This is a genomic window from Pauljensenia sp. C0254C2 (genome assembly GCF_056583835.1).
In genome coordinates this window covers 171,832-197,585 of the sequence record NZ_JBWPJO010000001.1, presented here as the reverse complement: position 1 = coordinate 197,585, position 25,754 = coordinate 171,832, and the positions used below count along the sequence as shown (strand labels likewise).

At 59.0% G+C, this 25,754-nt stretch carries 25 protein-coding genes; 8 read left to right on the top strand and 17 right to left on the bottom strand.

Annotated elements, in window-relative coordinates; translation table 11 throughout:
* Window positions 1–2 precede the first annotated feature (2 nt).
* The 14 genes from amrB to AC1DA5_RS00875 all read right to left on the bottom strand — a co-directional run bounded on the left by amrB (window position 3) and on the right by AC1DA5_RS00875 (window position 15,341).
* Window positions 3–902 carry an AmmeMemoRadiSam system protein B gene (amrB, locus tag AC1DA5_RS00940; protein WP_480289048.1) on the bottom strand — a complete coding sequence of 300 codons (900 nt, stop codon included), beginning with the start codon at window positions 900–902 and terminating at the stop codon, window positions 3–5.
* A 182-nt stretch (window positions 903–1,084) separates the two neighbouring features.
* Window positions 1,085–2,143, bottom strand: coding sequence for a GTPase Era (era, locus tag AC1DA5_RS00935; protein ID WP_074026149.1), 1,059 nt, complete (start codon window positions 2,141–2,143; stop codon window positions 1,085–1,087).
* Window positions 2,136–3,536, bottom strand: a complete 1,401-nt coding sequence (locus AC1DA5_RS00930) for a hemolysin family protein (RefSeq protein ID WP_480289047.1) — start codon at window positions 3,534–3,536, stop codon at window positions 2,136–2,138. Before AC1DA5_RS00930 ends, era begins: the two co-directional genes overlap by 8 nt.
* Window positions 3,533–3,982: an rRNA maturation RNase YbeY gene (gene ybeY, locus AC1DA5_RS00925; protein WP_480289046.1), complete on the bottom strand. Its 450-nt coding sequence runs from the start codon at window positions 3,980–3,982 to the stop codon at window positions 3,533–3,535. Before ybeY ends, AC1DA5_RS00930 begins: the two co-directional genes overlap by 4 nt.
* Window positions 3,975–5,036 carry a PhoH family protein gene (locus AC1DA5_RS00920; protein ID WP_058236384.1) on the bottom strand — a complete coding sequence of 354 codons (1,062 nt, stop codon included), beginning with the start codon at window positions 5,034–5,036 and terminating at the stop codon, window positions 3,975–3,977. The genes ybeY and AC1DA5_RS00920 overlap by 8 nt, the downstream gene beginning before the upstream one ends.
* 59 nt (window positions 5,037–5,095) lie before the next feature.
* Window positions 5,096–5,977 (bottom strand): 16S rRNA (uracil(1498)-N(3))-methyltransferase, encoded by an 882-nt coding sequence (locus AC1DA5_RS00915; RefSeq protein ID WP_480289045.1) that lies wholly within the window; start codon window positions 5,975–5,977, stop codon window positions 5,096–5,098.
* Window positions 5,978–5,985: 8 nt separating this feature from the next.
* On the bottom strand, window positions 5,986–7,131 hold the full coding sequence (gene dnaJ / locus AC1DA5_RS00910; protein WP_092648429.1) for a molecular chaperone DnaJ: 1,146 nt from the start codon (window positions 7,129–7,131) through the stop codon (window positions 5,986–5,988).
* A gap of 85 nt (window positions 7,132–7,216) precedes the next feature.
* Window positions 7,217–8,242 (bottom strand): heat-inducible transcriptional repressor HrcA, encoded by a 1,026-nt coding sequence (hrcA, locus tag AC1DA5_RS00905; protein ID WP_092648428.1) that lies wholly within the window; start codon window positions 8,240–8,242, stop codon window positions 7,217–7,219.
* A 195-nt stretch (window positions 8,243–8,437) separates the two neighbouring features.
* Entirely contained in the window at window positions 8,438–9,352 is a 915-nt protein-coding gene (locus AC1DA5_RS00900; protein WP_480289044.1) for a DUF3097 family protein, read from the bottom strand.
* 33 nt (window positions 9,353–9,385) lie between these two features.
* Complete coding sequence (hemW, locus tag AC1DA5_RS00895) at window positions 9,386–10,657, bottom strand: radical SAM family heme chaperone HemW (protein WP_480289043.1); 1,272 nt, start codon at window positions 10,655–10,657, stop codon at window positions 9,386–9,388.
* Entirely contained in the window at window positions 10,654–11,508 is an 855-nt protein-coding gene (gene trmB / locus AC1DA5_RS00890) for a tRNA (guanosine(46)-N7)-methyltransferase TrmB (RefSeq protein ID WP_480289042.1), read from the bottom strand. The genes hemW and trmB overlap by 4 nt, the downstream gene beginning before the upstream one ends.
* A 7-nt stretch (window positions 11,509–11,515) precedes the next feature.
* Window positions 11,516–13,366: a translation elongation factor 4 gene (gene lepA, locus AC1DA5_RS00885; RefSeq protein WP_480289041.1), complete on the bottom strand. Its 1,851-nt coding sequence runs from the start codon at window positions 13,364–13,366 to the stop codon at window positions 11,516–11,518.
* A gap of 149 nt (window positions 13,367–13,515) precedes the next feature.
* Window positions 13,516–14,481 (bottom strand): tetratricopeptide repeat protein, encoded by a 966-nt coding sequence (locus AC1DA5_RS00880; protein ID WP_058236379.1) that lies wholly within the window; start codon window positions 14,479–14,481, stop codon window positions 13,516–13,518.
* A gap of 212 nt (window positions 14,482–14,693) precedes the next feature.
* Complete coding sequence (locus AC1DA5_RS00875) at window positions 14,694–15,341, bottom strand: TM2 domain-containing protein (RefSeq protein ID WP_480289040.1); 648 nt, start codon at window positions 15,339–15,341, stop codon at window positions 14,694–14,696.
* A 178-nt stretch (window positions 15,342–15,519) separates the two neighbouring features.
* On the opposite strand from AC1DA5_RS00875, the gene AC1DA5_RS00870 reads away from it, so the two are divergent.
* From AC1DA5_RS00870 to AC1DA5_RS00855, 4 genes are all read left to right on the top strand, one after another.
* Window positions 15,520–16,152 carry a hypothetical protein gene (locus tag AC1DA5_RS00870; RefSeq protein ID WP_058236377.1) on the top strand — a complete coding sequence of 211 codons (633 nt, stop codon included), beginning with the start codon at window positions 15,520–15,522 and terminating at the stop codon, window positions 16,150–16,152.
* Between the two features lie 9 nt (window positions 16,153–16,161).
* Window positions 16,162–16,755 (top strand): type II toxin-antitoxin system PemK/MazF family toxin, encoded by a 594-nt coding sequence (locus tag AC1DA5_RS00865; protein WP_058236376.1) that lies wholly within the window; start codon window positions 16,162–16,164, stop codon window positions 16,753–16,755.
* Between the two features lie 333 nt (window positions 16,756–17,088).
* The gene (gene rpsT / locus AC1DA5_RS00860) at window positions 17,089–17,367 is read left to right on the top strand and encodes a 30S ribosomal protein S20 (RefSeq protein ID WP_058236375.1); all 279 of its coding nucleotides are present in this window, start codon (window positions 17,089–17,091) and stop codon (window positions 17,365–17,367) included.
* A 213-nt stretch (window positions 17,368–17,580) separates the two neighbouring features.
* Entirely contained in the window at window positions 17,581–18,411 is an 831-nt protein-coding gene (locus AC1DA5_RS00855) for an aldo/keto reductase (protein ID WP_058236374.1), read from the top strand.
* Between the two features lie 17 nt (window positions 18,412–18,428).
* On the opposite strand, the gene holA is transcribed toward AC1DA5_RS00855, so the two are convergent.
* Together holA and AC1DA5_RS00845 are read right to left on the bottom strand one after the other, a co-directional pair.
* Complete coding sequence (gene holA, locus AC1DA5_RS00850; protein WP_480289039.1) at window positions 18,429–19,412, bottom strand: DNA polymerase III subunit delta; 984 nt, start codon at window positions 19,410–19,412, stop codon at window positions 18,429–18,431.
* Window positions 19,413–19,467: 55 nt separating this feature from the next.
* On the bottom strand, window positions 19,468–21,018 hold the full coding sequence (locus tag AC1DA5_RS00845) for a ComEC/Rec2 family competence protein (protein ID WP_480289038.1): 1,551 nt from the start codon (window positions 21,016–21,018) through the stop codon (window positions 19,468–19,470).
* Window positions 21,019–21,541: 523 nt separating this feature from the next.
* On the opposite strand from AC1DA5_RS00845, the gene AC1DA5_RS00840 reads away from it, so the two are divergent.
* Window positions 21,542–22,114 carry a DUF4853 domain-containing protein gene (locus AC1DA5_RS00840; RefSeq protein ID WP_480289037.1) on the top strand — a complete coding sequence of 191 codons (573 nt, stop codon included), beginning with the start codon at window positions 21,542–21,544 and terminating at the stop codon, window positions 22,112–22,114.
* A 30-nt stretch (window positions 22,115–22,144) separates the two neighbouring features.
* Here the strand turns inward: AC1DA5_RS00840 and AC1DA5_RS00835 are convergent, their stop codons facing one another.
* Window positions 22,145–22,915, bottom strand: coding sequence for a ComEA family DNA-binding protein (locus tag AC1DA5_RS00835; RefSeq protein ID WP_070727582.1), 771 nt, complete (start codon window positions 22,913–22,915; stop codon window positions 22,145–22,147).
* A 193-nt stretch (window positions 22,916–23,108) separates the two neighbouring features.
* Between AC1DA5_RS00835 and AC1DA5_RS00830 the strand changes: the two genes are divergently transcribed.
* The 3 genes from AC1DA5_RS00830 (at window position 23,109) to AC1DA5_RS00820 (ending at window position 25,745) form a co-directional block, all read left to right on the top strand.
* Window positions 23,109–23,483 (top strand): hypothetical protein, encoded by a 375-nt coding sequence (locus AC1DA5_RS00830; RefSeq protein ID WP_480289036.1) that lies wholly within the window; start codon window positions 23,109–23,111, stop codon window positions 23,481–23,483.
* Window positions 23,484–23,492: 9 nt separating this feature from the next.
* Complete coding sequence (locus tag AC1DA5_RS00825) at window positions 23,493–25,133, top strand: alpha/beta hydrolase (protein WP_070727471.1); 1,641 nt, start codon at window positions 23,493–23,495, stop codon at window positions 25,131–25,133.
* Window positions 25,134–25,241: 108 nt separating this feature from the next.
* On the top strand, window positions 25,242–25,745 hold the full coding sequence (locus AC1DA5_RS00820; protein WP_070727467.1) for a DUF4853 domain-containing protein: 504 nt from the start codon (window positions 25,242–25,244) through the stop codon (window positions 25,743–25,745).
* Window positions 25,746–25,754: the final 9 nt, after the last annotated feature.

Genomic DNA, 25,754 nt, shown 5'->3' with positions numbered 1-25,754 from the left:
GGTCAGTCCTTTTCGTCAGTCAGTGCAAACGCTGCGTATCCGACGACACGTGCGGTGTCAGCTCCCAGGACGTCTCCGGAGTTGTGTGAGCCGAGCGCGGTCACCGTCAGAGAGTGTCTCTGGGCATATTCGAGCAGGCCGTTCATGGGGCGGGCGCCGCAGGCCTGCTCGGGTTCAACGGGGTACTGTCCTCGTTCGATCATGTCGATGGTGCGTTGGTCGATGCGGCGCGCCTCGTCGTATGTGTGGTAGTGCGAGAGGTCTGAGCTGACTGCGATCAGCGTGGTGGGCGAGGTGAGCGCGTCGATCACGTCGGCAACTGCTGTGGGAGAGGCTTCTCCGACGTTGAGGGGCACGAGTTCGACGTCGTCTCCGAACAGTGCCGTGATGAAAGGGACCTGGACTTCCAGCGCGTGTTCATCCCGGTGGGTGTCTTCGTCGCAGTGGACAGGTTCGACGCACGTGCGCGTGGATTCGAGGATGTCACGGGTGGGGATATTGAGCATTGCAGCCGGTGTTCCGAACCGGTCCGCACCGGGCAGCGCGATTCCCCGGATGGCGACACGGTGGGTCGGGCCAAGCAGGACGATTCGTGTGGTTCGGGGGCGACTGCGCGCCGCGTACGCCCAGCCCAGCGCAGCAAGATCGCCCGAGTATCGCCAACCGGCGTGGGGCACGATGATTGCGCGTGCCGGGTGTGCCTCACTGTCTGACGGGGCGGTGTGCTGGCGGGCACGATCAATCAGCGCACTGGCAGTTGAGTCAATATCGGTTGGACTATCTGGGTAGAAGAATCCGGCGACTGCGGGGGCGCGGACGGTCAGCGAGGTATCGCGAGTGTCAGAGCCGGTCGATTCGGGCGCGGTAGACTCAGGGGCGGTGAGGTCGGGAGGTTGCGTCACACTCGTTCTCCTCTCCTGGCGTGGATGGGGCACCATCGACCCATCCACTGTATGTGATTCTAGCCTCTTGCGGGTGCCGCTTGTCACACTCCTTCCATTATGTGACAACGTTGCAGGTCACCCCCATTCCATCAGCATCAGTTAATGCACAGTCACCTGCTGTTTACCGAATAGTCATTTACTCAAAAACCGAGGCGGCCCAACATTTTCGGATCTGACTGCCAATCTTTGGCGGTGCGCACATGCAGATCCAGGAAGACTCTGCGTCCCAGCAGCTCCTCGATTTGCTTGCGGGACTTCGTGCCGATGTCACGCAGGCGCGACCCGCCTCGTCCAATGATGATCGCCTTTTGGGAGTCACGTTCCACATAGACATTGACGTGGATATCCAGCAGAGGTGGGCGCAAATCGCCCTCCTTGGCCGGGCGCTCGATAATTTCTTCGACCTGCACCGCCAGGGAGTGCGGCAGCTCCTCGCGAATGCCTTCAAGCGCTGCTTCGCGAATGTATTCAGCAATGAGGGTGTCGCGGGATTCATCCGTCACGTCATCTCGCGGATACAGCGGCGCGGATTCAGGGACAGTGCGCGAGAGCACGGAAATCAGTTCCTCCACCTGCTCACCTGTCTGAGCGCTGACCGGGACGATTGCTTCCCACGATCCCAGCCGGTCAATCGCCAGCAGGTGTTTCATCAGACGGTCTTTCGGCACCAGATCGATTTTCGTGGCAACTGCGATGACGGGGCGGCGCACATCAACCAGTTCGCGGGCAATAAAGCGGTCCCCCGGCCCGATCTTCTGATCGGCCGGCAGGCAGAACACCACGCAGTCCACCTCAGCCAGTGCTTCTCGGACCATGTCATTGAGGCGTTTACCCAATAAGGTTCGAGGGCGATGGTATCCGGGCGTATCGACGATGACGAGCTGCGAGGTGTCCCTATGGACAATCCCGCGTATGTTATGGCGCGTCGTTTCAGGCCTACCTGACGTGATCGCCACTTTCTGGCCGACCATTGCGTTGGTCAACGTGGATTTTCCGACGTTGGGGCGCCCGACAACCGAAACGAATCCGGCACGAAAACCCTCCGGGTAGGTCAGCGACATCAGTCCGTGCGCATCGGCAGCCTGCTCGGCTTCCTGACGTGCGTCGCGAATGCTGGCGACCTCGTCACGCACCTGTTCTTCAGAGGCGTCATCCCACTCGTCAGTGGAGTCATCCCACTGGTCATCACGGTCATTCATCGGTGTCCTCGCTCTCCGGCGTGCAGCTCAGTTCAAGCAGTTGTGATTCGTCGAGGATGCGGAAACCGTCCTCGAACGTGGTCGGCAGTGGTGACAGTGCGCAGACAACGGTGCCGACCTGACGGCGTCGCCCTCGTGCCTCCTCGGCCAGCATGTAGATGCCGTCCATTTCACCGCGAGCGCCGGGCAGCGGCACACGGTCAATCGCCTTGGTCAGCAAACCGCCGACCGAGTCCACATCATCGTCCTCGAGCTCCATGCCGAAAAGCTCGCCCAGCTCGTCGATCGGGAATCGGGACGGGACTCGCCATACCCCTTCGGCGACCTCTTCCGGCTCGATTTCGCGACGGTCATGCTCATCGGTCACTTCGCCCACGACTTCCTCGATCAGGTCTTCCAGGGTGACCAGGCCAGAGATCCCACCGTACTCGTCGACGACCAGCGCCATGTGGAAGTGCTCAGCCTGCATCTGGTGCAGCAGATCGTCAGCCGGTTTGGTCTCCACAGTAAAAACTGCCTGTCGCATCATGTGGGAAGCGGTCAGATCCTTACTGCCCGCATCATGCACCATGCGCGAAATGACGTCCTTGAAGTACAGGATGCCGCGCACGTCGTCGATATCCTCACCAATGACAGGCAAGCGGGAAAACCCTGATCGGATGAACAGTCGCAGTGCTTTGGAAGCTGGCAGATCCACGGTCGCGGTGATCATCTCGGTGCGCGGCACCATCACCTCGCGCACCACCGTGTGCCCCAGTTCAAACACGGATCGCAGCATCTCGCGATCTTCTTCTTCAAAGCCTTCTGTTTCACCAACCTGGTCGACCATTTCGCGCAGGTCGTCAGCCATTTCCTGCCGCGCTTCCGCATCGGTTTGGTCCGACTGAGGCAGGCGCTTGCGTACGAAACGGACAATGGGGTCGGCAATGTGAGAGATGGCAACCAGCCACGACGCCAGAGGCGTTCCAACCAACGCCATGCGTTCAGGGTTACGCGTACCCAACGGTACCGGCAGCATCACCACGGCGAACAGTTCGATCAAACCCACCGCAGCGACTGCAATGATGCCGATGAGCCACCACCTCAGCGACGGGTGCACCAACGCCAGGGTGATACCGACGGCGGCGATGACCTGCACAAACATGCGCACTGTGCGCAGGGTCAACGCGGTGCGCCTGCGCTGCGCGAGCAAGTCAACCAGTTGAGGAGCACGTTTGCGGCCTTCTTCGACAAGGTCTTCCGCGGCCGCCCTCGACAGTCGGGAAAACGCGGTTTCGATGGTGGCGAGGAATCCCGCCAGCAGCAGGCAGATCACCGATACGGCGATCAGCACTGCAACAGGAGCAGTATCCGACAGACCTGACGGGGATGGCTGGTGAGCGAAAGGGATCATGATCGTGTTGCGAGGAATGTCAGCAGGAGTTTGCGTTGCAGGGCAAACATTTCTTCCTTTTCCTCCTCCGCAGCATGGTCGTATCCCATCAGGTGCAGCATGCCGTGCGTCGCCAGCAGCAGCATCTCTTCAGCGGCAGAGTGCCCCGCTTCTTTGGCCTGTTTGTGCGCAACCTGCGGGCAGATACAGATATCCCCCAGCACACCCTCGGTGGGTTTGTCGTCGGTTCCCGGCCGCAGCTCATCCATCGGGAAGCTCATCACGTCAGTCGGTCCTTCCAGGCCGAGCCACTTGACGTGCAGATCTGCCATCGGTTCGGGATCGATGAACAAGATGTTAAGTTCAGCTGTCGTTGCCACATGCATCTGCATCAGAACGTAGTCTGCGAGTGCGGCGAATTCAGACTCGTCAATCTCACATTCCGTTTCGTTTATCACTTCAGTCATGATCATTCCTTCGTGACCTGCGGCCGCTGCGCGTCGCGGAGCGCGTGTCGGCCTGCCTGTGGGCGCGTTCTTCCCACCGGGAATACGCGTCGATGATCTGTCCGACCAGGGGGTGCCGGACGACGTCCGCGCTGGTCATGTAGCAAAATTCGACATTGTCGATATCTGTCAGAATATCCTGCACGACGTTCAGCCCCGATCGGGTTCCTCCGGGAAGGTCGATTTGGGACACGTCGCCCGTGACAACCATGTGCGAGTTAAAGCCCAGACGTGTCAGGAACATTTTCATTTGCGAGGGCGTCGTGTTCTGCGCCTCATCCAGGATTATGAAGGAGTCGTTCAGGGTGCGTCCGCGCATGTACGCCAGGGGCGCCACTTCGATTGTGCCGGCAGCCATCAGTTGCGGCAGTGCCTGTGGATCGATCATGTCATGCAGGGCGTCGTACAGGGGCCTGAGATACGGGTCGATCTTTTCAGTGAGAGATCCTGGCAGAAAGCCGAGGTTCTCCCCCGCTTCCACCGCGGGACGTGTCAGCACAACGCGCCGCACCTCGCCCGAGAGCAATGCGCGCACGGCCTGAGCCATTGCCAGGTATGTCTTACCGGTGCCGGCCGGGCCGATCCCGAAGACCACAACCGAGCGTTCAATGGCCTTGATGTAGCTGCTCTGCCCTGGGGATTGCGGGTGAATGGTGTGGCCGTCAGCAGTGACGATGTCGTCGGAAGTGTCCTGGCCGGCGCGCGGCTGAGGAGCGGTCAGCAGCCGGATGGCGTGTTCAACGCCGGGCACATCAAGCATCGTGCCGGATGCCGTGAGGTCAACCAGTTCACTTACCAGTTGAGCGGCGACGTCAATGGTTCCTGACGAACCCGTCATCGTGATGGTGCGTCCGGCGACGAAGAAACGGACGGTTGGAAAGCCGCGTTCCAGTGCGCGCAGAATCTGATCCGATGTTCCCAGCAGCTGAATGGGTTCGACATGCGATGGGATCTCGACGCGGCGGGTTGACATCGCCAGTGTCGGGTCGTTATGCGTCGTGTTTTGCTCACTCATACGCGTGTCATGCGGTGGGCCACACACTCCTTTGCATCTGCATCCATCGTGTCTCTACTTTATCGTATGGGAGAGCCTGCAACATGGGCATCCTGCCTGTCAGTAGGCGCCTCGTGACGCCATGTCGTCAGCGCGCGTATCAGCGTGGTGGCAACGGGGCCGGCAGTTGAGGAGCGCAGGACGGTCGGGCCCAGAAGAACCGGGATGGCACCTGCCTCGGTCAGGGTCGCATATTCCTCATCATCGATGCCTCCTTCAGGCCCGACGATGATGGCAATGCTGCGCGGTGACGCGCCAACCGCTTTGACAGTTCCGACCTCTCGAGGAAATGCAGACCCAGCGACCGTCAGCCCCAGTTGGCTCATAGCCTCCAGGATCGACACAGTGGCCTGTTCGTGACACATGAAGACGACATCACCATGCGAGCAGCGATCCTGAGTCCATCGGGCAAGAGCGCGCGAATCCACCGATTCCAGAACCTGTGGGATCCACGCGCGCCGTGACTGCTTAGCTGCTGCGCGCACAATGTTGATCCATTTGCTGCGTGCACGCTCTGCTTTCGACCCGGTCCACCTGACGATGGAGCGGTGCGCCTGCCACGGGATCACGCTGTCGATACCGATCTCCGTCGACGTTTCGATGGCCTGCTCATCGCGTCCACCTTTCGCCAGGGCCTGCACGAGGATCAGGTGCGGATCAGAGGCAGGTTCACACATGACGTGCTCCACCACCAGATCCAGTTCCTGACCGTTCACGGCTCGCACGCGACAGCGTGCTCGACCCCCTTCCCCATTCACAAGATCAAGCTCTTCTCCAACCTGCATGCGGCGCACCGTGGCAGCATGTTTGCCTTCGGCTCCGCCCAGGTGGACGTGGTCCCCCTCGGCAATGGTGGATAAGCCGGAATTGAGGTCGTCAGCGAAGAAGACTGGAGCGGTCATGGGTGCTCCTAGTTCGTGAACTTTTCGCGGATACGGTCAAAAACTGACTGATCGGCCCGTCGCGGCTCCACGCGGTCCTCTCCACGATTGGCAGCCAGTTCTTCCAGGATTTCGCGTGAGCGCTGATCCAATTTACGTGGAATCTCCACATCAATATGGACCTGCAGGTCACCTCGGCCGGCGTCCCGGCCCGAACGCGACAAGCGCCCCACTCCCAGACCCGACAGTGTCACTGTTTCCTGCGGCTGCGTACCGGGTTTAATGGTGACTTCCTTCGCGCCATCGAGCGTGTCCAGCTCGAACACGGTGCCCAGCGCCGCCGTGGTCATCGGAATGGTGACCCACGTGTGAAGGTCATCGCCTCGGCGCGTGAAAATCGGGTGCTTCTTTTCACGCACCTCAAGGTAGAGGTCTCCTGCGGGACCACCTCCCATGCCGACATCGCCACGGCCACTCATGCGGATACGGGTTCCCGTTGTCACACCCACAGGAATATCCACCTTCATCGAGCGGCGCGTGCGCACCCTGCCGTCACCGGAACATTCCGAGCAGGGCTGGTCGATTATGGAACCGTGTCCGCCACAGTCCGGGCACGGGCTTTGCGTGCGGATGACGCCCAGCAGTGAACGCTGCATCCGGGTCACGCTGCCCGACCCGTGGCACCCTGAGCAGGCGCGCGGCTGAGTGCCCGGCTCGCAGCACGAACCTTCACATCGCGCACACAGCACATAGGTATCCACTTCGATGTTCTTGGTGACACCGAAGGTAGCTTCTTCCAGGGTAACGTCAATGGTCAACAGCTGGTCTGAGCCATGTGTGGCACGCGAGGCCGGCCCGCCTGATGAGGCGAATCCTCCCCCGCCGAACATAGTGTCGAAGATGTCGGAGAAGTCGAATGGCATACCGCCACCGCCAAACCCGTAGCCGCCTGCTCCGCCCCCGTGCACAGCTTCAGGTCCACCGAGGTCATACATTTGGCGCTTGTCAGGGTTTGACAGTGTTTCGTAGGCAACTGAAAGTTCCTTGAAGGCTTCTTCGGAATCAGGCCCGGCGTAGTCAGGATGCAGTTGTCGAGCCTTCCTGCGATAGGCCTTCTTGATCTCTTCCGGTGAGGCATCCCTCGAGACGCCCAGGATCTCGTAGTAGTCGTTCACTCGATTCAATTCCCTCGTTGTTTCGACAAGCGTTGTTCCGACAAGCAGCTCGCGCCGGACATGCCAGTGTGGCAGATGTGTGCACTCATGACGCTAGGTATTTCGACAAGTAGGACGCAACTGCCCTGACGGTTGACATCGTGCGCCCGTAGTCCATGCGCGTCGGACCGATGACACCGAGGTGCGCGACCGCTCCGCTGGACGTCCCGTACGTTCCCGATATGACGGATGTTTCCGCGAACGCTCCGTCAGGGTTTTCCGTCCCGATCGACACATGCACGTCACCGCTGGAATGTTCCTCGTCCAATTCTGACAGCAATCGCAACAGCACCACATGTTCTTCGAGGGCGTCCAACAGCGCGCCGATATCGGTGAAATCCACATGTGAACGCGTCAGGTGGGACATCCCCGCGATGACGACGCGCGATTCAGCTGCTGTGGGATGCAGCAGTTCCGTCAGTGCACTGCACACCGCCTCGACGAAGTTCTGATGCCCGCTTGGAGCCTGATTCCTGATCTCATCAACGATGGTACGCACCTTGTCGGCAGTGTGGTTCTCGCATTCGTCGTTGAGCTTTTCGCGCAGAAATGAGATGACATGTGGGGGAACCTGCTGGGGGAATTCCAGCATGCGTTCTTCCACGCGTCCTTCGTTCGTAATGACGATCAGCAAGACTCGATGCGGTGCGAGGTCAACCAGTTCGACTCGGAGCAGTGTGGACGTGGACAGCGAAGGGTACTGGACGACCGCGACCTGCCTGGTGACTTGCGCAAGCAGTCGAACAGTCCTGTTCACGACGTCTTCGAGGTCAACGCACTGGCCGAGGAAAGTCTCAATCGCCCGCTTCTCGGGTGCGCTCATCGGTTTGATCTCAGAGAGCGTGTCGACGAAGAGGCGGTAGCCCTTTTCAGTGGGAACTCGCCCGGCAGAGGTGTGAGGCTGGTAGATCAGATCATTTTCTTCCAGCACAGCCATGTCGTTGCGAATGGTTGCCGGCGAGACGCCTAAATCCTGCGTTGCGGCGATCATTTTCGAGCCGACGGGTTCGCGGGTGTGGACGTACTGGGACACGATCGCACGCAAGACGTCGAGCCTGCGATCAGTGGCCATGTTGTGTCCTTTCCACGATCCGTTCTGTGGTGGTGCTGTGGCACGTCCATGTCTGCGACACAAACGCCACATTTGGCACTCACCCTGTCTGAGTGCCAATCCTACTCCGTTCAGGTGATTTCCTCTCACCGGCTGCGGTGGAAAATCCGCGTCTATTGCTCAGGGCGTACATGCGTTCCCACGGCGCATTGTCGGCTAGAGCGTTCCCTGCGCGGTCACAAAATCAATGAGCTCTTCAACCCTGCCAAGCAGTGCCGGCTCGAGGTCACGATAGTCGCGCACAGTGCGCAAGATTCGTCGCCACCCCTGCGCAATATCAGCCTGCGAGGCATGAGGCCAGCCCAGCGCCTGAAGGGTTCCCATTTTGATGTCAACGGATCGCGGGATCGCCGGCCACGTGTCGAATCCAACACGCGCCGGCTTGACCGCCTGCCAGATATCAACGAACGGGTGCCCAACAATGAGGACGCTGTCCCCCCACCGCTGCTGCACGCTGTGAGCGATACGGGATTCCTTCGAACCGGACACCATGTGATCGACCAGTATTCCTGCACGTGCGTGAGGCGTGGGCGAAAACTCTTCCAGAACGGCTTCCAGGTTATCGACCCCTTCGAGCAGTTCGACCACAACCCCTACATCTGCCAGGTCATCACCCCACACGTATTGGACCAGGTCAGCATCGTGGCGCCCTTCGACCCAGATTCGTGACTGGCGAGCCACACGCGGATGCGTGCGCGCCGATTCTTCCGGGCGGGCGCGTCGCGACCCAGAATTGGTCACCGCCCGCCCACTGGCGGACACTGATCCTGCGTTCCGAGGCGTCGCCTGCGCGCGAGGCAATGGCGGCAGGGCAATAATCGGTCGGCCATCGAGCCAGAATCCACCGCCCATGGGAAAACTGCGGCGTCTCCCTCGTCGGTCTTCCAACTCGATCACGTAGATGCCTGCGGATTTTTCAGTCCGGATGACCGCGCCCACGAATCCGGTGGTGACATCTTCGAGGACCATGCCAGGCTCGACGTGGACCTCTCGCGAGCGCGGGCGATGCGCGTCGGGACCATCGCGATGCGGGTCAAACTCGAAGATATTTGTGCCATACGGGTCATCCATCACCCGGCTATTGTACGGGCGAAAAAGATGCGCCTAGTCAGTGAGCTCGCGCGTCACGTAATCAGCCAGAAGCCTGCCACGCAGGGTCAGTGCGATGTGGCCACGCTCCAGCGCCTCTGAGTCCAGCAGGCCTTCGTCACGCAGACGGTGACAGGTTTGCGATGCGTTCTCCCTGCCCGCGTGAGCGGCAACATCGCCTAGCGCGATGCCATCTGACGTGCGCACTCTCAACAGGACGCGCTCCAGGTAACGCGTCTGGTCATCGAGGATTTCACCGGCGGCGGCCGGTGACTGCGCGGATCGAAGGCGACCAGCCCAGGCACGCGGGTGTTTGACGTTCCACCAGCGGGCGCGCCCGATATGCGAATGGGCACCGGGGCCGAAGCCCCACCAGTTCCAGTCGCGCCAGTAGGCCAGGTTGTGACGGGACGCGTGCCGCAGTTCGGTGGCTGGAAGCCCTGCTTCATCTGCTTCTTCGCGAGCAAAGTTCGAGATCTCGTACCAGCGGTATCCGGCGCTGCGTATCATCTGGTCGAGCAGTTCATACTTGTCGGCTTCGTCATCCGGATCAGGCATGGGCAGCTGCCCGTGAGCAACCTGCGCCGCCATCTTGGTGCCGTCCTCAATGACCAGTGCGTAGGCACTGATGTGGTCGGGCTGCAGGTCGCACGCTGCCTGCACTGTTGTGGCCCAGTCATCGAGTGATTCACCCGGCGTACCGTAGATGATGTCAACGGATACGTCCAGTCCTGCTGCGCGCGCCCACTCGATCACCTGGCCGACACGTTCGGGGCGGTGCTGACGATCCAGGGTGTGCAAGATTCGCGGAACTGCGCTTTGCATACCCACCGACAGTCGTGTCACCCCGGCATCTGCAAGCCTCTTGACAGACTGCTCGTCAACGGTTTCCGGGTTTGCCTCGCAGGTAACCTCTGCACCTTGGGCAATTCCGATTCGGTCTGCGAGGTCCTGCAGCATACGCGCGTGGGCACTGGTGTCCAGCATGGTGGGCGTGCCGCCGCCGAAGAAGACGGTGCGTGCAGGTGTCTGTCCCAGCCCCGCCTCGTCCAGCACGCGTGCCGCCAAAGAGATTTCACTGCTGACACTGTCCGCGTACGTATCGCGGTCGGCCCCCGGACCGAACCCAACAGTGTAGGTGTTGAAGTCACAGTACCCGCACCTCACGCGGCAAAAAGGTACGTGGACGTAAATGCTGAGGGGTCGGTGAAGCTCGGGCTGCGCGTTTTCAGAGCTGATAGCGCCAGATTGTGGCCAGCGCATTCCGTCGGGCAGCTGCGGGCTCACTGCTGGGGGTTTTCGCTCGCGGGCTGTGTGCGTGGCAGTCGAGGCTCCCGGATCGCTTCGATGTCGTGCGCATGGCGTTCGTCGTGGATGCCGCGGGATTCGAAGTGGGTGAGCACGCGCCCTTCCCACCGCGGTGCGAATCCCCCGCGCTCCCCCTCGGGGTCATTGGGGTCCGCCCGTTCGCCTTCATACGGATTGACGAGGACGTCGCACGCCTCGACGACATCACGCATTTGCCATGCGTAATCATCCCAATCCGTTGCCAGGCGCCACACTCCCCCGTCTTTGAGGATTCTGGCGATCTCCAGGGCGAACTGGTCGTTGACGATGCGGCGCTTGCGGTGACGCGCCTTGCGCCACGGGTCTGGGAAGAATGTCCACACCTCGTCGGCAATCGCACTGTCCAGGGTGATCGGGATCGCCTGGGCGGCGTCAGCTTCGACGACGCGAATGTTCTCAACTCCGGCGCTGACTGCTCGTGAAACGAGTTTGGCAATACCCGGTTGCCAGACTTCAAATGCCAGAAAGTTGTGGTCGGGCCAGCGATCTGCCGCCGAGACGATCTGCTCGCCGACGCCCGGTCCGATCTCGACAACCAGTGGCGCCTCGCGCCCGAACAGTTCAGTGGGCGCCAGGTGGAAGTCGGATGCGACAGTGGTGTATCCCTGTGAGCGCTTAACGGGCACAACGAAACGTTCACCATGCTTGTCCATCGTGCGCTGCAGCGATTCGGTCAGGCGACGCGAGCGACGCGTGAAGGACTTCGTGCGGGCACGGTACACACCGTTTTCCTCGTCGTGACGGTCAGATGAATCCAGCACTGACTTGCGGGTTCGATGTACACGGTTCATCGGCCGGTCACTGCTTCTTTCCTGTGGGCACATCTGACGTCAAAGCCGCAATGAATGCCTCCTGCGGCACGTCGACACGCCCGATGGACTTCATGCGCTTCTTACCGGCTTTTTGCTTCTCCAGCAGCTTGCGCTTACGGGTGATGTCACCGCCGTAGCACTTGGCCAGCATGTCCTTGCGCAGGGCTCGGATCGTTTCACGCGCGATGATGCGCGCACCGATAGCAGCCTGCACGGGGATTTCAAATTGCTGGCGTGGAATGAGTTCCTTGAGGCGCTTCGTCATCTTCAGCCCATAGGCGTAGGCCGCATCTCGGTGGACGATGGCGCTGAACGCATCGACCTTTTCACCGTTGAGTAACACATCGACTTTGACGAGGTCAGCGCTTTGCTGCCCGGCATCGTGGTAGTCCAGCGAGGCGTACCCTCGGGTGCGGGACTTGAGCTGGTCGAAGAAGTCGAACACGATTTCAGCCAGTGGAAGCTTGTAGCGAATTTCGACGCGCTCAGGCGACAGGTACTCCATCCCTTCGAGGGTTCCGCGCCGCTCCTGACACAGCTCCATGACCGCGCCGATGAAGTCTGACGGGGTGAGCACGGTAGCGTCCACGATCGGCTCACGCACTTCTGCCACTTTACCGTCCGGGAAAGTCGAAGGGTTGTCGACACGAATGCGGGTACCATCTTCTGCGACCGCTTCGTAGACCACGTTGGGTGCGGTCGCGATCAACGACAGGTCGAATTCGCGTTCGAGGCGTTCACGCACAATTTCCAGGTGCAGCAGCCCGAGGAAGCCACAGCGGAAACCGAAGCCCAGCGCCGCTGAGCTTTCCGGTTCGAATGTCAGTGCTGCATCGTTGAGCTGGAGGCGTTCGAGTGCTTCACGCAGGTTCGGAAAGTCTGTTCCGTCCACCGGGTAGATGCCGGAGAACACCATCGGACGAGGATCCTGGTAACCCGATAGCGGCTGGTCGGCTCCGCGCACCGATTCGGTTACTGTGTCGCCGACTTTAGATTGGCGCACATCCTTCACGCCTGTGATCAGGTATCCGACTTCGCCAGCTCCAATTCCGTCGGTAGGCGTGGGGTCTGGTGAGATGACACCAATTTCGAGCAGTTCGTGGGTGGAGCCTGTGGCCATCATTTTCACTTTTGTACGCGAGGACAATGAGCCATCCACGACGCGCACATACGTCACGACACCGCGGTACACGTCGTACACGGAGTCAAAAATCATGGCTCGTGTGGGAGCATCCGGGTCGCCACTTGGCGGTGCCACCAGGTTCACGATCGCGTTGAGCAGTTCTTCGACGCCTTCGCCTGTCTTGCCGGAAACGCGCAGAACTTCACTGGCGTTCACACCAATGAGCTGGGCAATTTCGTCGGCGTACTTATCGGGTTGGGCGCTGGGCAGGTCGATCTTGTTGAGTACAGGGATGATCGTCAGGTCGTTTTCCATTGCGAGGTACAGGTTCGCCAGGGTCTGCGCTTCAATACCCTGAGCTGCGTCGATCAGCAGAACTGCGCCTTCGCAGGCAGCGAGGGATCGGGAAACCTCGTACGAAAAATCGACGTGGCCAGGGGTGTCGATCATGTTAAGCGCGTAGCCGGTGCCGTCAACAACCCACGGCATGCGCACAGCCTGAGACTTGATGGTGATGCCGCGTTCGCGTTCGATGTCCATGCGGTCCAGGTACTGGTCGCGCATATCGCGCTGCTCGACGACGCCAGTCAGTTGCAGCATCCTGTCAGCCAGGGTGGATTTGCCGTGGTCGATGTGGGCGATAATGCAGAAGTTTCGAATCCGATTCTGCGGGGTATGCGCCGGAAGAATCGACTGGCGTACTGCATCAGTCAAACTAGCAGACAAGGAACAACCTCCGAACATCACGATGTATACCCCCTATCGTCCCATTGAAGACGGGTCACGCGCCAACTGTCGCCTTGACCAGTTGCGCACATCCCGGGTCAGGGACCACCGCCGCACGTCGCGCCGCTTCCGCTCGTCTACCGTTGCCGAATGCCCTCCTGCGTGTCGACAGCTTCCTGGCAGGAGCCCTGGATGTGCATGTAGATCTGCACATCCTCTTCAGTGAATCCGGCGGGCAGATTCTCCAGCAGTTCGGTGCACCAGTGCTGCGCGGCCGAATAATCGTCCTCATCGAGGGCGAGGGCGACCTGTAAGATCCGCTGCCGGGCTGTCATGTCAGCGCGCTCACCCAGGAACCGCCGGCAATCTTGTGCCAGGACAGACCATAATTGTCGCGCCTTTTCCACGTCTCCTGAGGCAAACAGGCATGCTGCAAGGGAATCGCGAATACTCAGCGTCAATTCACTGCCTTGCCCCCACACCGGTATCACGTCTTTCACGAGCTCTTCGTAGAGTGCAATCGCTGCATCCCACTGTTCGTCGAGGGCGAGCACTTCGGCAAGATTGTCACGAATCGTCAGGAGCATCGGGTCATCAGGATCCAATTCGGCACCCATGTCATCAGCAAGTTGTCGGTATATCAGGGCAGCTCCCGCGTAATCTCGGCGTTTTTTATACGGCATTGCGGAGTTTGTGCGCGCGGCCCATGCCAGTGAATCGGTGTGCCCCAGGGTACGGCAGATATCCTTGATGAGCGGTTCGAACTGCGGCTGTGCAGCCTCGTCGTATCCGCTCATGCACATCCAGTACAGCTCCGAGTGACGGACAAGCAGGGACAGTGGGTGGCACGCTCCCAGATCGCGGCGCGCCAGGGTGACCGCTTTGGAAGCTGATCTGCGCGCGTAATCGGCCTGTCCGAGGTGCCCATGCCAATCGACGACCTGTTTCATGATGATGACTTGCGTCGCAGTATCGACGTTATTGCACGTGATCACCTGTTTGGCGACGTGAATCGCTTCTTCAAGGTTGCCTCCGTCTGCCAGCTGCCGCATACGTTCCAAGGCGCGCCCTTCAGTGGTGATATCACCGGCGCCGCTTTTCATATTGACAGGGGCTGGCATCCCCCCGGCACTGCTTCGATGCTGCGAGCCTGTCGTAGATTGTCCCACACCATTACCTCATTTCATGTCAGTTCCTTTCGGTTCACTCATACTGACATGAGTTCATGGCACACACCTGTATGGCCGAGTACATCTGTGGATAAACGAAGACTCCTTCTATCCCTGTGGATAAAAGGAGCCTTCCAGAGAAGTCCTCAAGCCTGCATCGGCACCCCGTGCCCATCATATGCGTAAGATCCCGATCCGATGAAGTACATGATCGATTCGATAAACGCCCAGATCGCGACACCGGTGAGCGTGAAGAACCCGATGATGATGAAGCACAGCGGGAACGACACGAGCGTCACCAAGAGCTGAATAATGCCCAGCGTCGTCCTACCGGCATAGAAGTTATGGACACCGAGCGTGCCGAAGAACAAGCCCAGGATTCCTGCGACGATTCGCGACTTCGGTGCCGAATAGGTTGGATTCGCCTGATATCCGGCGGGATTCTGGTAGGCGCCCTGAGACTGGTAGCCTCCCTGGTTGCCATACCCGCCCTGGTTTGGGTACGGGGTTGCGCCGTGCGCCTCGTACACACCCTGGTTGGAATAGCCGCCATAGGACTGGCCCGGGTAAGAGGACCCATCGGGAGCGCCATTGGCAGCACCGTTGGGAGCACCGTTGGCCGAACCATAAGGGGAACTGCCGTACGACCCGTAATATTGCGACGAGTTATATCCGGACTGTTCCAATGCGGATCCAGTTGATGCTGAGTTGTCGTAGTCCTGGCTGGAATCAGACGATGAAGGAACATCCTGTTCCGGCCACCGGCTGGCACCATACGTGTGATCGTTGTCCACTGAGAATTCCTAACGTGTCACGTACCGACCTGAAAGTATTTTCAGACACTAACAGTACTGCAGATGCCCACAATTGTGCGGGTGGTACATGAACTAGCCTCGCATTCTGTCCGTGATGCCACGCACACCGGCCACTTTTGGGTGACAATGATGACGAAGCGTACTGAAGGAAGGTTCCATGACGTCTGAAGCAACCCCGCTGCCGCCGCGCACACATACACCCATCCCGGCCACCACTCAGCGGGTTTCCCGGTGGATTGCACGCGTGACAGGTTTTATCGGCCTGCTCGTTCTGATCACAGCCGCAACGACAGCAGCCATCTGCGCATTGCTCGGCATTTTCGTGGTGCGCCAGCGCGACGGTTTCGGCTCATGGCTCCCCCTGATCATCGCGGTGGTCACATTGCTTGTCACCGGTGTCTTCTGGTACGAACGACGCCTGTGGGTCAAGGCCATTCGGGAAGACTCCCGGGCACATCGCCATTCGAGTGGAGGCAACTCAATCACCGTCCACAATGCTTCCCTCTCATCGCCTCAGGAGTCGGCACTTTCTCCCTCGACAATTCTTGACCGCGAAGAAGTGCGCTGGCTCAACGCACGTAAGGAATATGACCTGCGGCGCAAGACCACTCTTCCTCGTGTCGAGGCAGCTCAACGTGCCGCAACGGAATACCTGGGCGGGGTGGAAAATGCGCCCTGGCTCGAACGCGATTTGCGCACCAGCGTGATTGCCTTCTTCGCCATGACAGCGGGTGGTGCGATCTGTGCAGTCACCTGCCTTGTTTCCATCATCGTTCTAGCTTCTCATTAGGATTTCCTCATGCCATCGTGGTCCCGACTCGCACGCAACATTGCCCGCAAAGCGCTGTCCACTGTGGTGTCTCAGATGCGCACCTCCGGCTCGCAGGCGCCCACGCAGACACGCAAATCACGGCGCAACTCCATGCCTTCTGACGGTTCCCAGCCGCGCCCCCTCGGCGCGCATTCCATTCGCGAGGTTGACTTGTCCGAGGGTCTTGCGCATACCTCCTACGATCCTGATCCGGATGGGGATGCGGATCCAGGTGAAGTGGTGTGGACGTGGGTTCCCTATGAAGAGGATGTCTCCCGCGGAAAAGATCGCCCGGTCGTGGTCATTGGCCGCTCGACAAAGTCAGGCACCCACGGCGTGTATGTTGCGCAGCTGACCTCGAAGGACCACGATCGAGATGCCCGCTGGGAAGCCTCGCAGGGCCGTCACTGGATGGACGTCGGTACCGGCAAGTGGGATTCACGAGGGCGCCCATCCGAGGTTCGACTCGATCGGGTTTTATGGGTAGCTCATGATGAAGTGCGTCGAGAAGGCGCAACACTGAAACGTCAGATCTTCGAACGCGTCATCAACGGCATGCGCACCGTCGACTCGAACAGGTAAGGACTGCCGCCAACTCCCACCGCTGAAGATTTTCGTTGAGTCGCGCGACTGCTCACTATCGTCAAGTTGCGCCTCTGAGAGGGCCACCGCCGGCTCACTTGTTCTGGAGCCGGCGCCCGAACCGGCCGAAGGTGAGCGTATTCACCCCGTTTTTTCGTTCAGCTACTGGCACGGACGCGCTTGATGCTGGTAATGTTAACGGTCGGGCTCCCGGCTTGGTCGAGCAGGGGGTCTGGTTGTTTACCGTTTGCGGGATGTCCCCTCGTCCCAGTCCCGGTAGCGACAGAACCCTCACCGACCTGGACGTTCATGAAGTAAGGAGATTTCCGGACAGTGGCGAATATTAAGTCTCAGATCAAACGCAACCGCACCAACGAGAAGCGTCGTCTGCGTAACCAGTCAGTGAAGTCCGAGCTGAAGACCTTGGTACGTAAGGCTCGCGAACTCATTGAAGAAGGCGACGAGGACGCTGCAGAAAAAGCAGTGCAGGTTGCTTCCCGCAAGCTTGACAAGGCTGCTTCCAAGGGCGTGATTCACCGTAATCAGGCCAGCCAGCGTAAGTCGAAGCTGTCGCACCGTCTGAACAAGATGACGGCTGAAAAAGCGGAGTGATTCTGCGCCCCGAGCGGGCACACACTTTCACAGGGAGCAGGCATGGCGCCTGCTCCCTCGCTTTTTGGTTCGGCCGCGCCAGTCTCCTTCGTCCGCTTCGCGCGCCATCACGCATTCGCCGGCATTTTCTGCTCGCGTTATCGCAGGTGTTCCGCGTTCGACCATCCTCGTTCTCGTTCTGCACGCGAGTGTGGTCAATGGCACACTGGAGTCATGAGCGATATTCCTGTGATGAAACTGAATGACGGCTACGAGATCCCTCAGCTGGGCTTTGGGGTATTCCTCGTTGAAGAAGATGAGGCACAGCGGGTAGTGATGGACGCCCTCGAAACTGGCTATCGCCACATCGACACGGCGAAGATCTACGGGAACGAGGAAGGCGTCGGACGCGCGATCGCTGAATCGGGAATTGCCCGTAAAGACCTGTACATCACCACGAAGCTGTGGAACGATGACCAGCCGAAAGCACGCCAGGCACTTGAGCAGTCCCTGGAACGCCTGGGACTTGACTACGTTGACCTTTACCTCATTCACTGGCCGTGCGCCCGGCAGGATGCGTACCTCGATGCATGGCATGAAATGGAAAAGTGCCGAGAGGAAGGGCTGATTCGCTCGATCGGTGTGTGTAATTTCCTGCCGAAACACCTGGAGCGTTTGCTCGGTGAGTCCGAGACTGTTCCGGTTGTGAACCAGATTGAGTTGCATCCGACCTACCAGCAAAGCTCGGTGACGCAGTATTCACGCTCGCACGATATTGCGATTGAAGCCTGGGGACCGCTGGGACAGGGCAAGTACGACCTGTTCGGTGAGAAGCCGATCAAGGAGGCTGCTGAAGCTCATGGAAAGACTCCTGCTCAGGTGGTATTGCGGTGGCATTTGCAGATGAAGAACATCATTTTCCCGAAGTCAGTACATGTTGAGCGCATGCGCGAGAACATGGAGATCTTTGATTTCACGCTGACCAGTGACGAAATGAGCGCGATCACCGCGCTGGAGCGAGGCAACCGTGTCTCGTCTCACCCCGACGAAGTCGAAGTGGACTAGAAGCGGCTCCTAGGCTCTTAGGCGCGGGCCGACCCGCGCAGTCGACAGATCGTGAGGACACATTTTTCGACTGCGCGTTCAGGGTCACGTGACAGGCCTTTGGCCTCTTCGTCTGCGAGCGCGATGGCTTCAATGGCACCGGCCAAAGCCGTGTCAGTCCACCCTTGCACGTCCCGCCGTGCACGGTTGAACTGCCACTGATTCATCGACACAGACTGCAGAGCGCCACGCGGAGCGGTTGCGTACGCCATCGACCGAAACTTCGATGCCAGTGCGCCGACGATCATCAGCGGCGCGACACCTGTTGCCAGAGCGTGGCGTAGCAGTGTGAGCGCCTGAGCTGTCCGACCTGCGAGTGCAGCGTCAGCAACGTCAAAGCCGGAGGCTTCCACTCGGCCTGAATGGTAACGGTGGACGGCTTGCGTCGTGATCGTCCCTTCGACGTCACTCATGAGTTGGGACAGTGCGCTCATCATTTCCGCCAGGTCAGATCCCAGAGCGCCGACGAGCATGTGCGCAGCTTCAGCTTCGATGCGTCGGTGCAGGCGGCGCGCCTCGGACATGACGAGGTCGATTTTTTCGTTGTCGTATTTGAGCGGATCTGCCGCGATCGTGGGCACATGTGCTTTCTTGAGCGCATCGAGCACTTTCTTGCCACGGTTACCGCCGTTGTGTCGGACAATCATCCACACGTCGTCTGCCGGGTTGTCAATGTAGGCCAGCAGATCCACCATCAGTTCGTCATTGGTGACTTCAAAATTAGGGATCACGATCAGGCGGGGTTCACCGAACAGGGACGGTGAGGTGACAACATCGAGTTGTCCAGCCGGATACGTGGCGGCCGAAATCTCCACGCGTTCAACTGAAGCGTCGCGTTCAGTGGCCTGGCGTCGAAGCTCACTGACGGCACGGTCTGCCAGGAAGGCTTCGGATCCTTTAACCAGCACAAGAGGTGCCAGTTCGATCGGGTCACTTGAGCGTGACTGGGATCGACGCGCCATCTGCCATCCTCCTCCGCTTCCTCACCGTGTCGTTTTTTAGATTCAGGGTATGCCACTAGTGTGACATGCGTCGACGGCATCTGCGTACCACTGTGGACACACTCAGCATTCCGATTGCTGCGCTGGCCAGGACGATAGTTCCCTCGATCCCCTGTGGCCATGACACGTTCGCCATCGGCCATGACGACACCCATGTAGCGACCCACGCGATCCATCCCGTGAATATTTGTGCAACGTGCGCCATCAGGGTTGCTGCAGCGGGCCACCACGGCGCACACACCGCTGTCATCAGGGCGCAGACGCACGCTGGCGCGATGACAGGGCTGACCAAAACGTTCGCAATCACACCCCACACTGGTAGAAGCGGCGACATCAGTACGAGGACAGGCGCCACCAGGATTTGAGCGGCAAGTGGAACACAGCACGCCTGCAGCAGGCGTCTGACACAGCGCGCATACCAGGCATCGCTGCGCACCGCGTGCTTGACAGCTTCGTTCCACTGTTGAGCAGGGCCGACAACGCCCCACGTGGCAAGGACGGACAGCGCAAACCCCACTGCCCGGGCAGAAAACGGGTCAATCAGCAAAACCAGTACGACCACGGTGGACAGCGCTGCCTGCGCTCCCCCAGGCCGTTTGAGCAACAAGCCTGCGACTCCGACGCTCGCGGTCAACACCGCGCGTATGACCGAGGGCTGCGGTCCGACAACTGCCACAAGAAGACTCATCGCCGCAAGGGTCGCGCCAGCGCGGATCAATCCTCGCCCTGGCACTGCGCTGACGATCAGTGACAACATGATCGCGATGTGAGTTCCGGACACGGCCGTGAGATGCGTCAGCGACGACGTCTTCATTGCGTCCGAAAGCTCCTCGTTCATGGCGCGATCATCACCAATGGCGACGCCGGGAACCAGCGCCTGGCCTTGCACAGTGAGCGTCGAGCACACCTGACGCATCGATGATCTGACATGACGGACAATCGAGACCCATCCGCCCGGGCGTTCAGTCAGCTCAATGTTCTCAGCCTCCATCGCGCCCACAAACGGCGGGTCGGAGCGAAATTGCGAGTCAATACTGCCGCGCACGAGTACGCGATCATCGCGCACATACTCTCCAATCCCTGCACCCATCAACATGACATTCACGTTCGAGGGCTGCCATTGACCGTGAGACACTTCAACCTGTTCGACGCGCGCGTCTGCGTAGAAGCGTGTCCGGTTCCACCGGCTTGCCATCGCAGCTGGGTCATCGATCAGGCGCACGCGGAGCGTCACGTAGGTGCGTCCAGAGTCGATGAGGCGCACGGTCGGATCCCGCGCATGAGCATCGCAGGCACTGCCGGCAACTATTGCAGCCGCACCCGATGCGATAAGTATTGCCGCCCATCCCAACCGTAACGATCCGACAGGAGTGCGCATCCGGCGAGGGCGAGGCCTCCCTCGTTCATTGTGCCGATCACGAACCCGCCACGCGGCCAGTGTTGCTGCGAGTGCCACAAGGACACCGGTCACTACCACCGCATCCTTCAGGTGGATCGAGATGCGCAGACAGATGAGCAGGGTGATCCAGATGCTGGCGGCAACCGGCGTGACACGCATATCACGCATGCGCGGATAAATCCTCGGTGATCTCATCGGATGGCCTTCAGTGACGGTGGCGCCCCGGGAAACGGCTGACCGGCATGGCAACGGCGAGTGCGAGCCGATGATTCAATCAAGAAAAAGTGCTGCATGAGGACGAGGGTATGCATTCGTCTCACCGCCTACCACCGTGTGTCCTTCGCCTGTGGGTGAGCGCTGCACACGTGTGGTGGCTGTGGACGGCGGTGGTTTTCCACACGACAAAACCCCGGTCGGATTAAGTTGTCGTTCGATTTACAGGGGCGACGCAGCGCGCTTACAGTAGGACTCATCTAACCGCGCTCATGACAAGGACACCCGTTTGAACCCACCATACGTTGCTCCTGATGCTCACGACGCTGCGATACGGACACCTCCGGGACCATCTCCAGAACTCTTGCACCTGCGCGCATCAACGAGGATCGTCCGCGCACTGAGTGCAGCACGCTTACAGCGCGCTCACACCAAGTCCCGCACTGATGCGCTGAGAACGCGGGTGCGATCGTTCCTGATGTTGCCACTTGTCACACTCATGGTTGCGTTTGCGCTGACGTCGTGTCATTCCTCGCAGCCGACGACGGATAATCAATTCTGGGATGGATCCTTATCCCTCGAGCAGCGCGCCACAATCGAGGATGTTCAGCGCACCATCCTGCCCGCATTCCAGGAAATCCTCGCCAACCTGTCCGCAGCTGGAGCCGGACAATTTTCAGAGCTCGAGGGCCCTTCGCTGACGGGTCGTGCGACTGATCGTAACACGGGCAAGATCTCGGCTTTTGAAGTTGCAACTGCCATTGCCGCTGGCCACGCAATTCCGCCTGAAGAGGCTCGCCGGATCACAGGCGACATTGTGACCCCGCTCGGAATGACCCAATTCAGTGACCTCACACCCGATGATGACGACACCGGCGAGGTCTCGTACAACTGGTTTGATCCGGATAACGGTGGATTCGTCGAACTGACGATTCTACCCGATGGTTCCATGACTGTTTATTACATTTCAGGCATGCGCCCGACGGATGGTTCGACAACTCAAGCCGAACAGTGGACTGACGGAGCCCAGTCCGATGCGAGTGCCCAGTAGCAGGCGTTTCTGTCGGTGGCAACGCCGCTCTTACACACACGCACCTGTCGAAATCTTCTGAAGCATTGCCGGTCCAATGCCTGAGACATCATCGAGCTGTTCGACTGAATCGAAGCGACCAACTGTCTGGCGATAGTCAATGATGCGTTGCGCAATGGCTGGTCCCACGCCGTCGAGATTTTCGAGTTCGGCAGATTCAGCGGTGTTGATGTTGATACAGGATGGTGCCGTGTTGCCTGCCGGGTTGCCATCAGAGTCATTGCGTGACGGAGTGCCTGTCTGAGCACCGGGTGGAGGGCTTTCACCTGGTTTGGTCACGGCTATGTGTTCACCATCGACCAGCACGCGCGCCATGTTGAGCGATTCAAGGTCGGCATCAGCAAGTGGACCGCCCGCAGCATCGACCGCATCGATGACTCGTGAGCCGTCGGGAAGCTCCACGACTTGCGGCTGCCCGACCTGCCCTGTCACGTAGACGGTGACGCTGGCAGTGTCAGATGGGGTGAGTAGATCGCCCTCGTCAACGCCCGTAACAGCCGAGGAGGACTGAGCGGACTGAGCAGCCGGTGCTTCGTTTGGCGATGATTCGTCGAGGCTATGGGCGGTATCTGGAGCTGAACGAAAGCGCCATACTGAGATTGCGCTGACAAGGACAATGACGAGGACCAGGACAATGACTGCCGGCGCCGATGGCAGAATACGGATGCGCTGCTCGGGTGTTTCGTCGCCGCGTTCAGACGCTGCCTGGGCGTACACAGCGTGTGTCAGCTTTTTGAGACGACGGCGTTGAAGGAGGTCCATGTGGGCACTGTATGGATACTGCGGACTGTCTCGGAACAGCGGCAGTGCGAGTGTGGATAACTCCAGCGCGCAGTGCCTCATGTGGATAACTGGGCACTGTCCACATCACAAGCGATTTATTCCAACCTCTTTACTCGAGGGCATGCATCTCTTACCATGAAAACGCCCGCTGACAAGGAGACAGAGGACTACCGTGACAGATTTACATGTCGTGCCAGGAGATTTCGGCAAGCTCTCCAATTCAACTGCATCTATCGCTGACGATCTTTGCTCCGCCACAGTGGCGGACGCACTTTCAGGACTTTCATCAGCAATGCCCGGCGCATCGTCACCTTCAGCCGCGGCGGAGGCCGGCGCGAATATCGAGGAACGCTCAAAAGCTACCGCCAATTTGCTGTCTCGGTTCAGCGATGCTGCTATGAGTACTCAAAACAGCTTCAACGCCACAGAAAACAGCATTACTAACGGATTTTCAGGCAACACTGTAAAGCCGCCAGCGTACTCAGAACCTGCTAGAGCCACTGATGGCGGCACAGGTGGGGACACCGCTGTTCACACAGTGAAGTAGGAGGTCGCAATGCCCTCGTGGAGCGATATTCAATATTGGAATGACAGCCCGGTCATTGAAGCGGCGAACAACCTGACTGATTCCTACCATAAGTTCCGAGCTCAGGCGGATGAAGCAGCCGCAGCACGAAACGAGATCCAGTCTGTTGGTGAGGCTGCAGACTCAGCGCGCGATCAATTAGGCACGATCATTGAACATCTGAGCCGCGTCATTAATGACACTGCCGAGCTCATGATGGCAACGGCAGATGCTGCTGATGGCGTCAATGAAGTCATGACTCTCGTTCATGAATGCATCACTCAGGCACAGATCGATGGTGTGGCGATCCATGCAAATGGATCGGCATCTCATCCCCCGCCACCGTCCACTCTCCCCCCAGACGTTTACGCCATTGAGGCGGCGCGGAACGAAGCGGAATGTCAGGCTACGATTGCAAACATCAACCGTGCAGTTCAGCGAGCAACAGAAGTGGACAGCGAGTATGCACATCGCACTCGCGCCGTGGCAGAAGGCTCTTATCGAAATTCGGAGAGTAGCAGCTCTACGAGTCCGGGTTTATCAGATTTGCCTGACCCTGCCACCTGGTCACCAGCAGAAATCGCAACGTGGTGGAATGCTCTATCTGAAGATGAACAAGATGCCCTCATCAAAAATCATCCAGACCTCATCGGAGGGCTGGACGGCCTGCCTGGATCCGCACGCGATGAAGCCAATAAGATTCGTCTTCCTGCCATGCTCTCTGAAGCTGAGCAAGCCGAGAAGGAAGCTCGCAAGAAATACCTTGATGCTCAAGAACGCTTGGGGCCATCGGGTTTTGCATCACTCGAATATAGTGAATGGCAGCGAGCTCAAGAGAAACTGGAAGATCTTCGCGCTGTCGAGTCCACACTTAATTCCGACCCGGAATTGTCCTTACTCGTTTTAGATGATTCTGGAGAACGATTGAAAGCCGCTGTCGCTCATGGAGATATTGACAGCGCTAAGCACGTTGCGACTTTCGTTCCCGGTATGAACACTACAGTTCACGATAGTCTCGACTCGTACACGGCCAAGACAGACGTCATGCAGAGCAAGGCTTTGAAGAACAATAATGGCGATGTCGCAACTATTGCATGGCTCGGCTACGATGCTCCGGACTTGTCAGATGTTGCCTCCACATCTAAAGCACACGCAGGTGCCGACAGGCTCAATTCTTTCGTTGAAGGAATCCAGGCCTCGCGTGAGGCAGGCGAATATGGTGACCCGCATCAGACTGTTCTCGGCCATTCGTATGGCTCGACTACTTCCGGTATGGCAGTGAAGGACACGAGGACAGGAGTAGTTGACGATCTCGTGATGTTTGGCTCCCCTGGATCGGGTGTGCAGGACATCCGTGAATATAACCTGCCCGCTGATTCAGGAGGAGATCCGGGACCGCATGCGCACGTCTCGCACGCCCAATACCGAGATCGAGTGCAAGGGATAGGACCGGACTTTTCCTTCGGCAAGAACCCGAACAAGCTTGACGGCATCGAGCATCTCGCAGATTCCACTGCTAAGCCTGATACCTTCTGGGAATGGGTCGACCCGTTTTCGCAGCACAGTTCTTACTTTGAAGAAGGGTCTGCGACAATGAATGACTTCGGCCGTGTAATCGCGGGAGTGAAGTAGATGGTGTTCGCAGCACGTACAAGACTGCACGCTCCGAGCATTCCCTTTCTATCCGTACTGATAATTGCAGCGTTGACAGCAGCGTCGTGTACCACAAAGGAGCAAACAGTGACTAACGAGTTCTGGGATGGCAGCGCCCCCTTTGAGAAGCGCCAGACAATTGAAAGCGTTCAAACGGAAGTTCTCCCCGCCTTTAAGCAGCTTCTCGACGAACTCTCCGAATCCGGAGCTGGGTCTTTCTCTGAGCTCAAGGGGCCTTCTTTGGACGGACGAACGACAGAGAAAGAAACCGGAGCCATCGTTGGCTTTGAGGTCAGCACTGCAGTCCTGGCCGGCAACGCAATTCCTGCTGACAGCGCGCGTGAAATCGGCGACCGTGTCCTCCCCCCAGCAGGTCTGAGCCACTTCACCGATATCACGCCTCAAGATGCCAAATCGGACACCACATTTAACTGGCACGATGAAGAAAACGGTGGATTCGTCGAACTGACGATTCTTCCCAAAGGCGATCTGACGATCTACTACGTCTCCGGAAATCGCCCCTCTGACGGCTCAACAACACAAGCCGGACAATGGATCGACGGTGCTCAGTCAATTGCGGGCGCCAACTAACCCTGATCC

Excerpts from the sequence above, each read along its gene's own strand:
- AC1DA5_RS00880 (WP_058236379.1), bottom strand. The coding sequence starts at position 14,481 with ATGAAAAGCGGCGCCGGTGATATCACCACTGAAGGGCGCGCCTTGGAA.
- era (WP_074026149.1), bottom strand. The coding sequence starts at position 2,143 with ATGAATGACCGTGATGACCAGTGGGATGACTCCACTGACGAGTGGGAT.
- AC1DA5_RS00920 (WP_058236384.1), bottom strand. The coding sequence starts at position 5,036 with ATGAGTGAGCAAAACACGACGCATAACGACCCGACACTGGCGATGTCA.
- AC1DA5_RS00855 (WP_058236374.1), top strand. The coding sequence starts at position 17,581 with ATGAGCGATATTCCTGTGATGAAACTGAATGACGGCTACGAGATCCCT.
- AC1DA5_RS00840 (WP_480289037.1), top strand. The coding sequence starts at position 21,542 with ATGTTGCCACTTGTCACACTCATGGTTGCGTTTGCGCTGACGTCGTGT.
- AC1DA5_RS00915 (WP_480289045.1), bottom strand. The coding sequence starts at position 5,977 with ATGACCGCTCCAGTCTTCTTCGCTGACGACCTCAATTCCGGCTTATCC.
- trmB (WP_480289042.1), bottom strand. The coding sequence starts at position 11,508 with ATGAACCGTGTACATCGAACCCGCAAGTCAGTGCTGGATTCATCTGAC.
- AC1DA5_RS00845 (WP_480289038.1), bottom strand. The coding sequence starts at position 21,018 with ATGCGTGATATGCGTGTCACGCCGGTTGCCGCCAGCATCTGGATCACC.
- AC1DA5_RS00930 (WP_480289047.1), bottom strand. The coding sequence starts at position 3,536 with ATGATCCCTTTCGCTCACCAGCCATCCCCGTCAGGTCTGTCGGATACT.
- AC1DA5_RS00865 (WP_058236376.1), top strand. The coding sequence starts at position 16,162 with ATGCCATCGTGGTCCCGACTCGCACGCAACATTGCCCGCAAAGCGCTG.
- AC1DA5_RS00835 (WP_070727582.1), bottom strand. The coding sequence starts at position 22,915 with ATGGACCTCCTTCAACGCCGTCGTCTCAAAAAGCTGACACACGCTGTG.
- AC1DA5_RS00870 (WP_058236377.1), top strand. The coding sequence starts at position 15,520 with ATGACGTCTGAAGCAACCCCGCTGCCGCCGCGCACACATACACCCATC.
- holA (WP_480289039.1), bottom strand. The coding sequence starts at position 19,412 with ATGGCGCGTCGATCCCAGTCACGCTCAAGTGACCCGATCGAACTGGCA.
- hrcA (WP_092648428.1), bottom strand. The coding sequence starts at position 8,242 with ATGGCCACTGATCGCAGGCTCGACGTCTTGCGTGCGATCGTGTCCCAG.
- ybeY (WP_480289046.1), bottom strand. The coding sequence starts at position 3,982 with ATGACTGAAGTGATAAACGAAACGGAATGTGAGATTGACGAGTCTGAA.
- AC1DA5_RS00825 (WP_070727471.1), top strand. The coding sequence starts at position 23,493 with ATGCCCTCGTGGAGCGATATTCAATATTGGAATGACAGCCCGGTCATT.
- AC1DA5_RS00900 (WP_480289044.1), bottom strand. The coding sequence starts at position 9,352 with ATGGATGACCCGTATGGCACAAATATCTTCGAGTTTGACCCGCATCGC.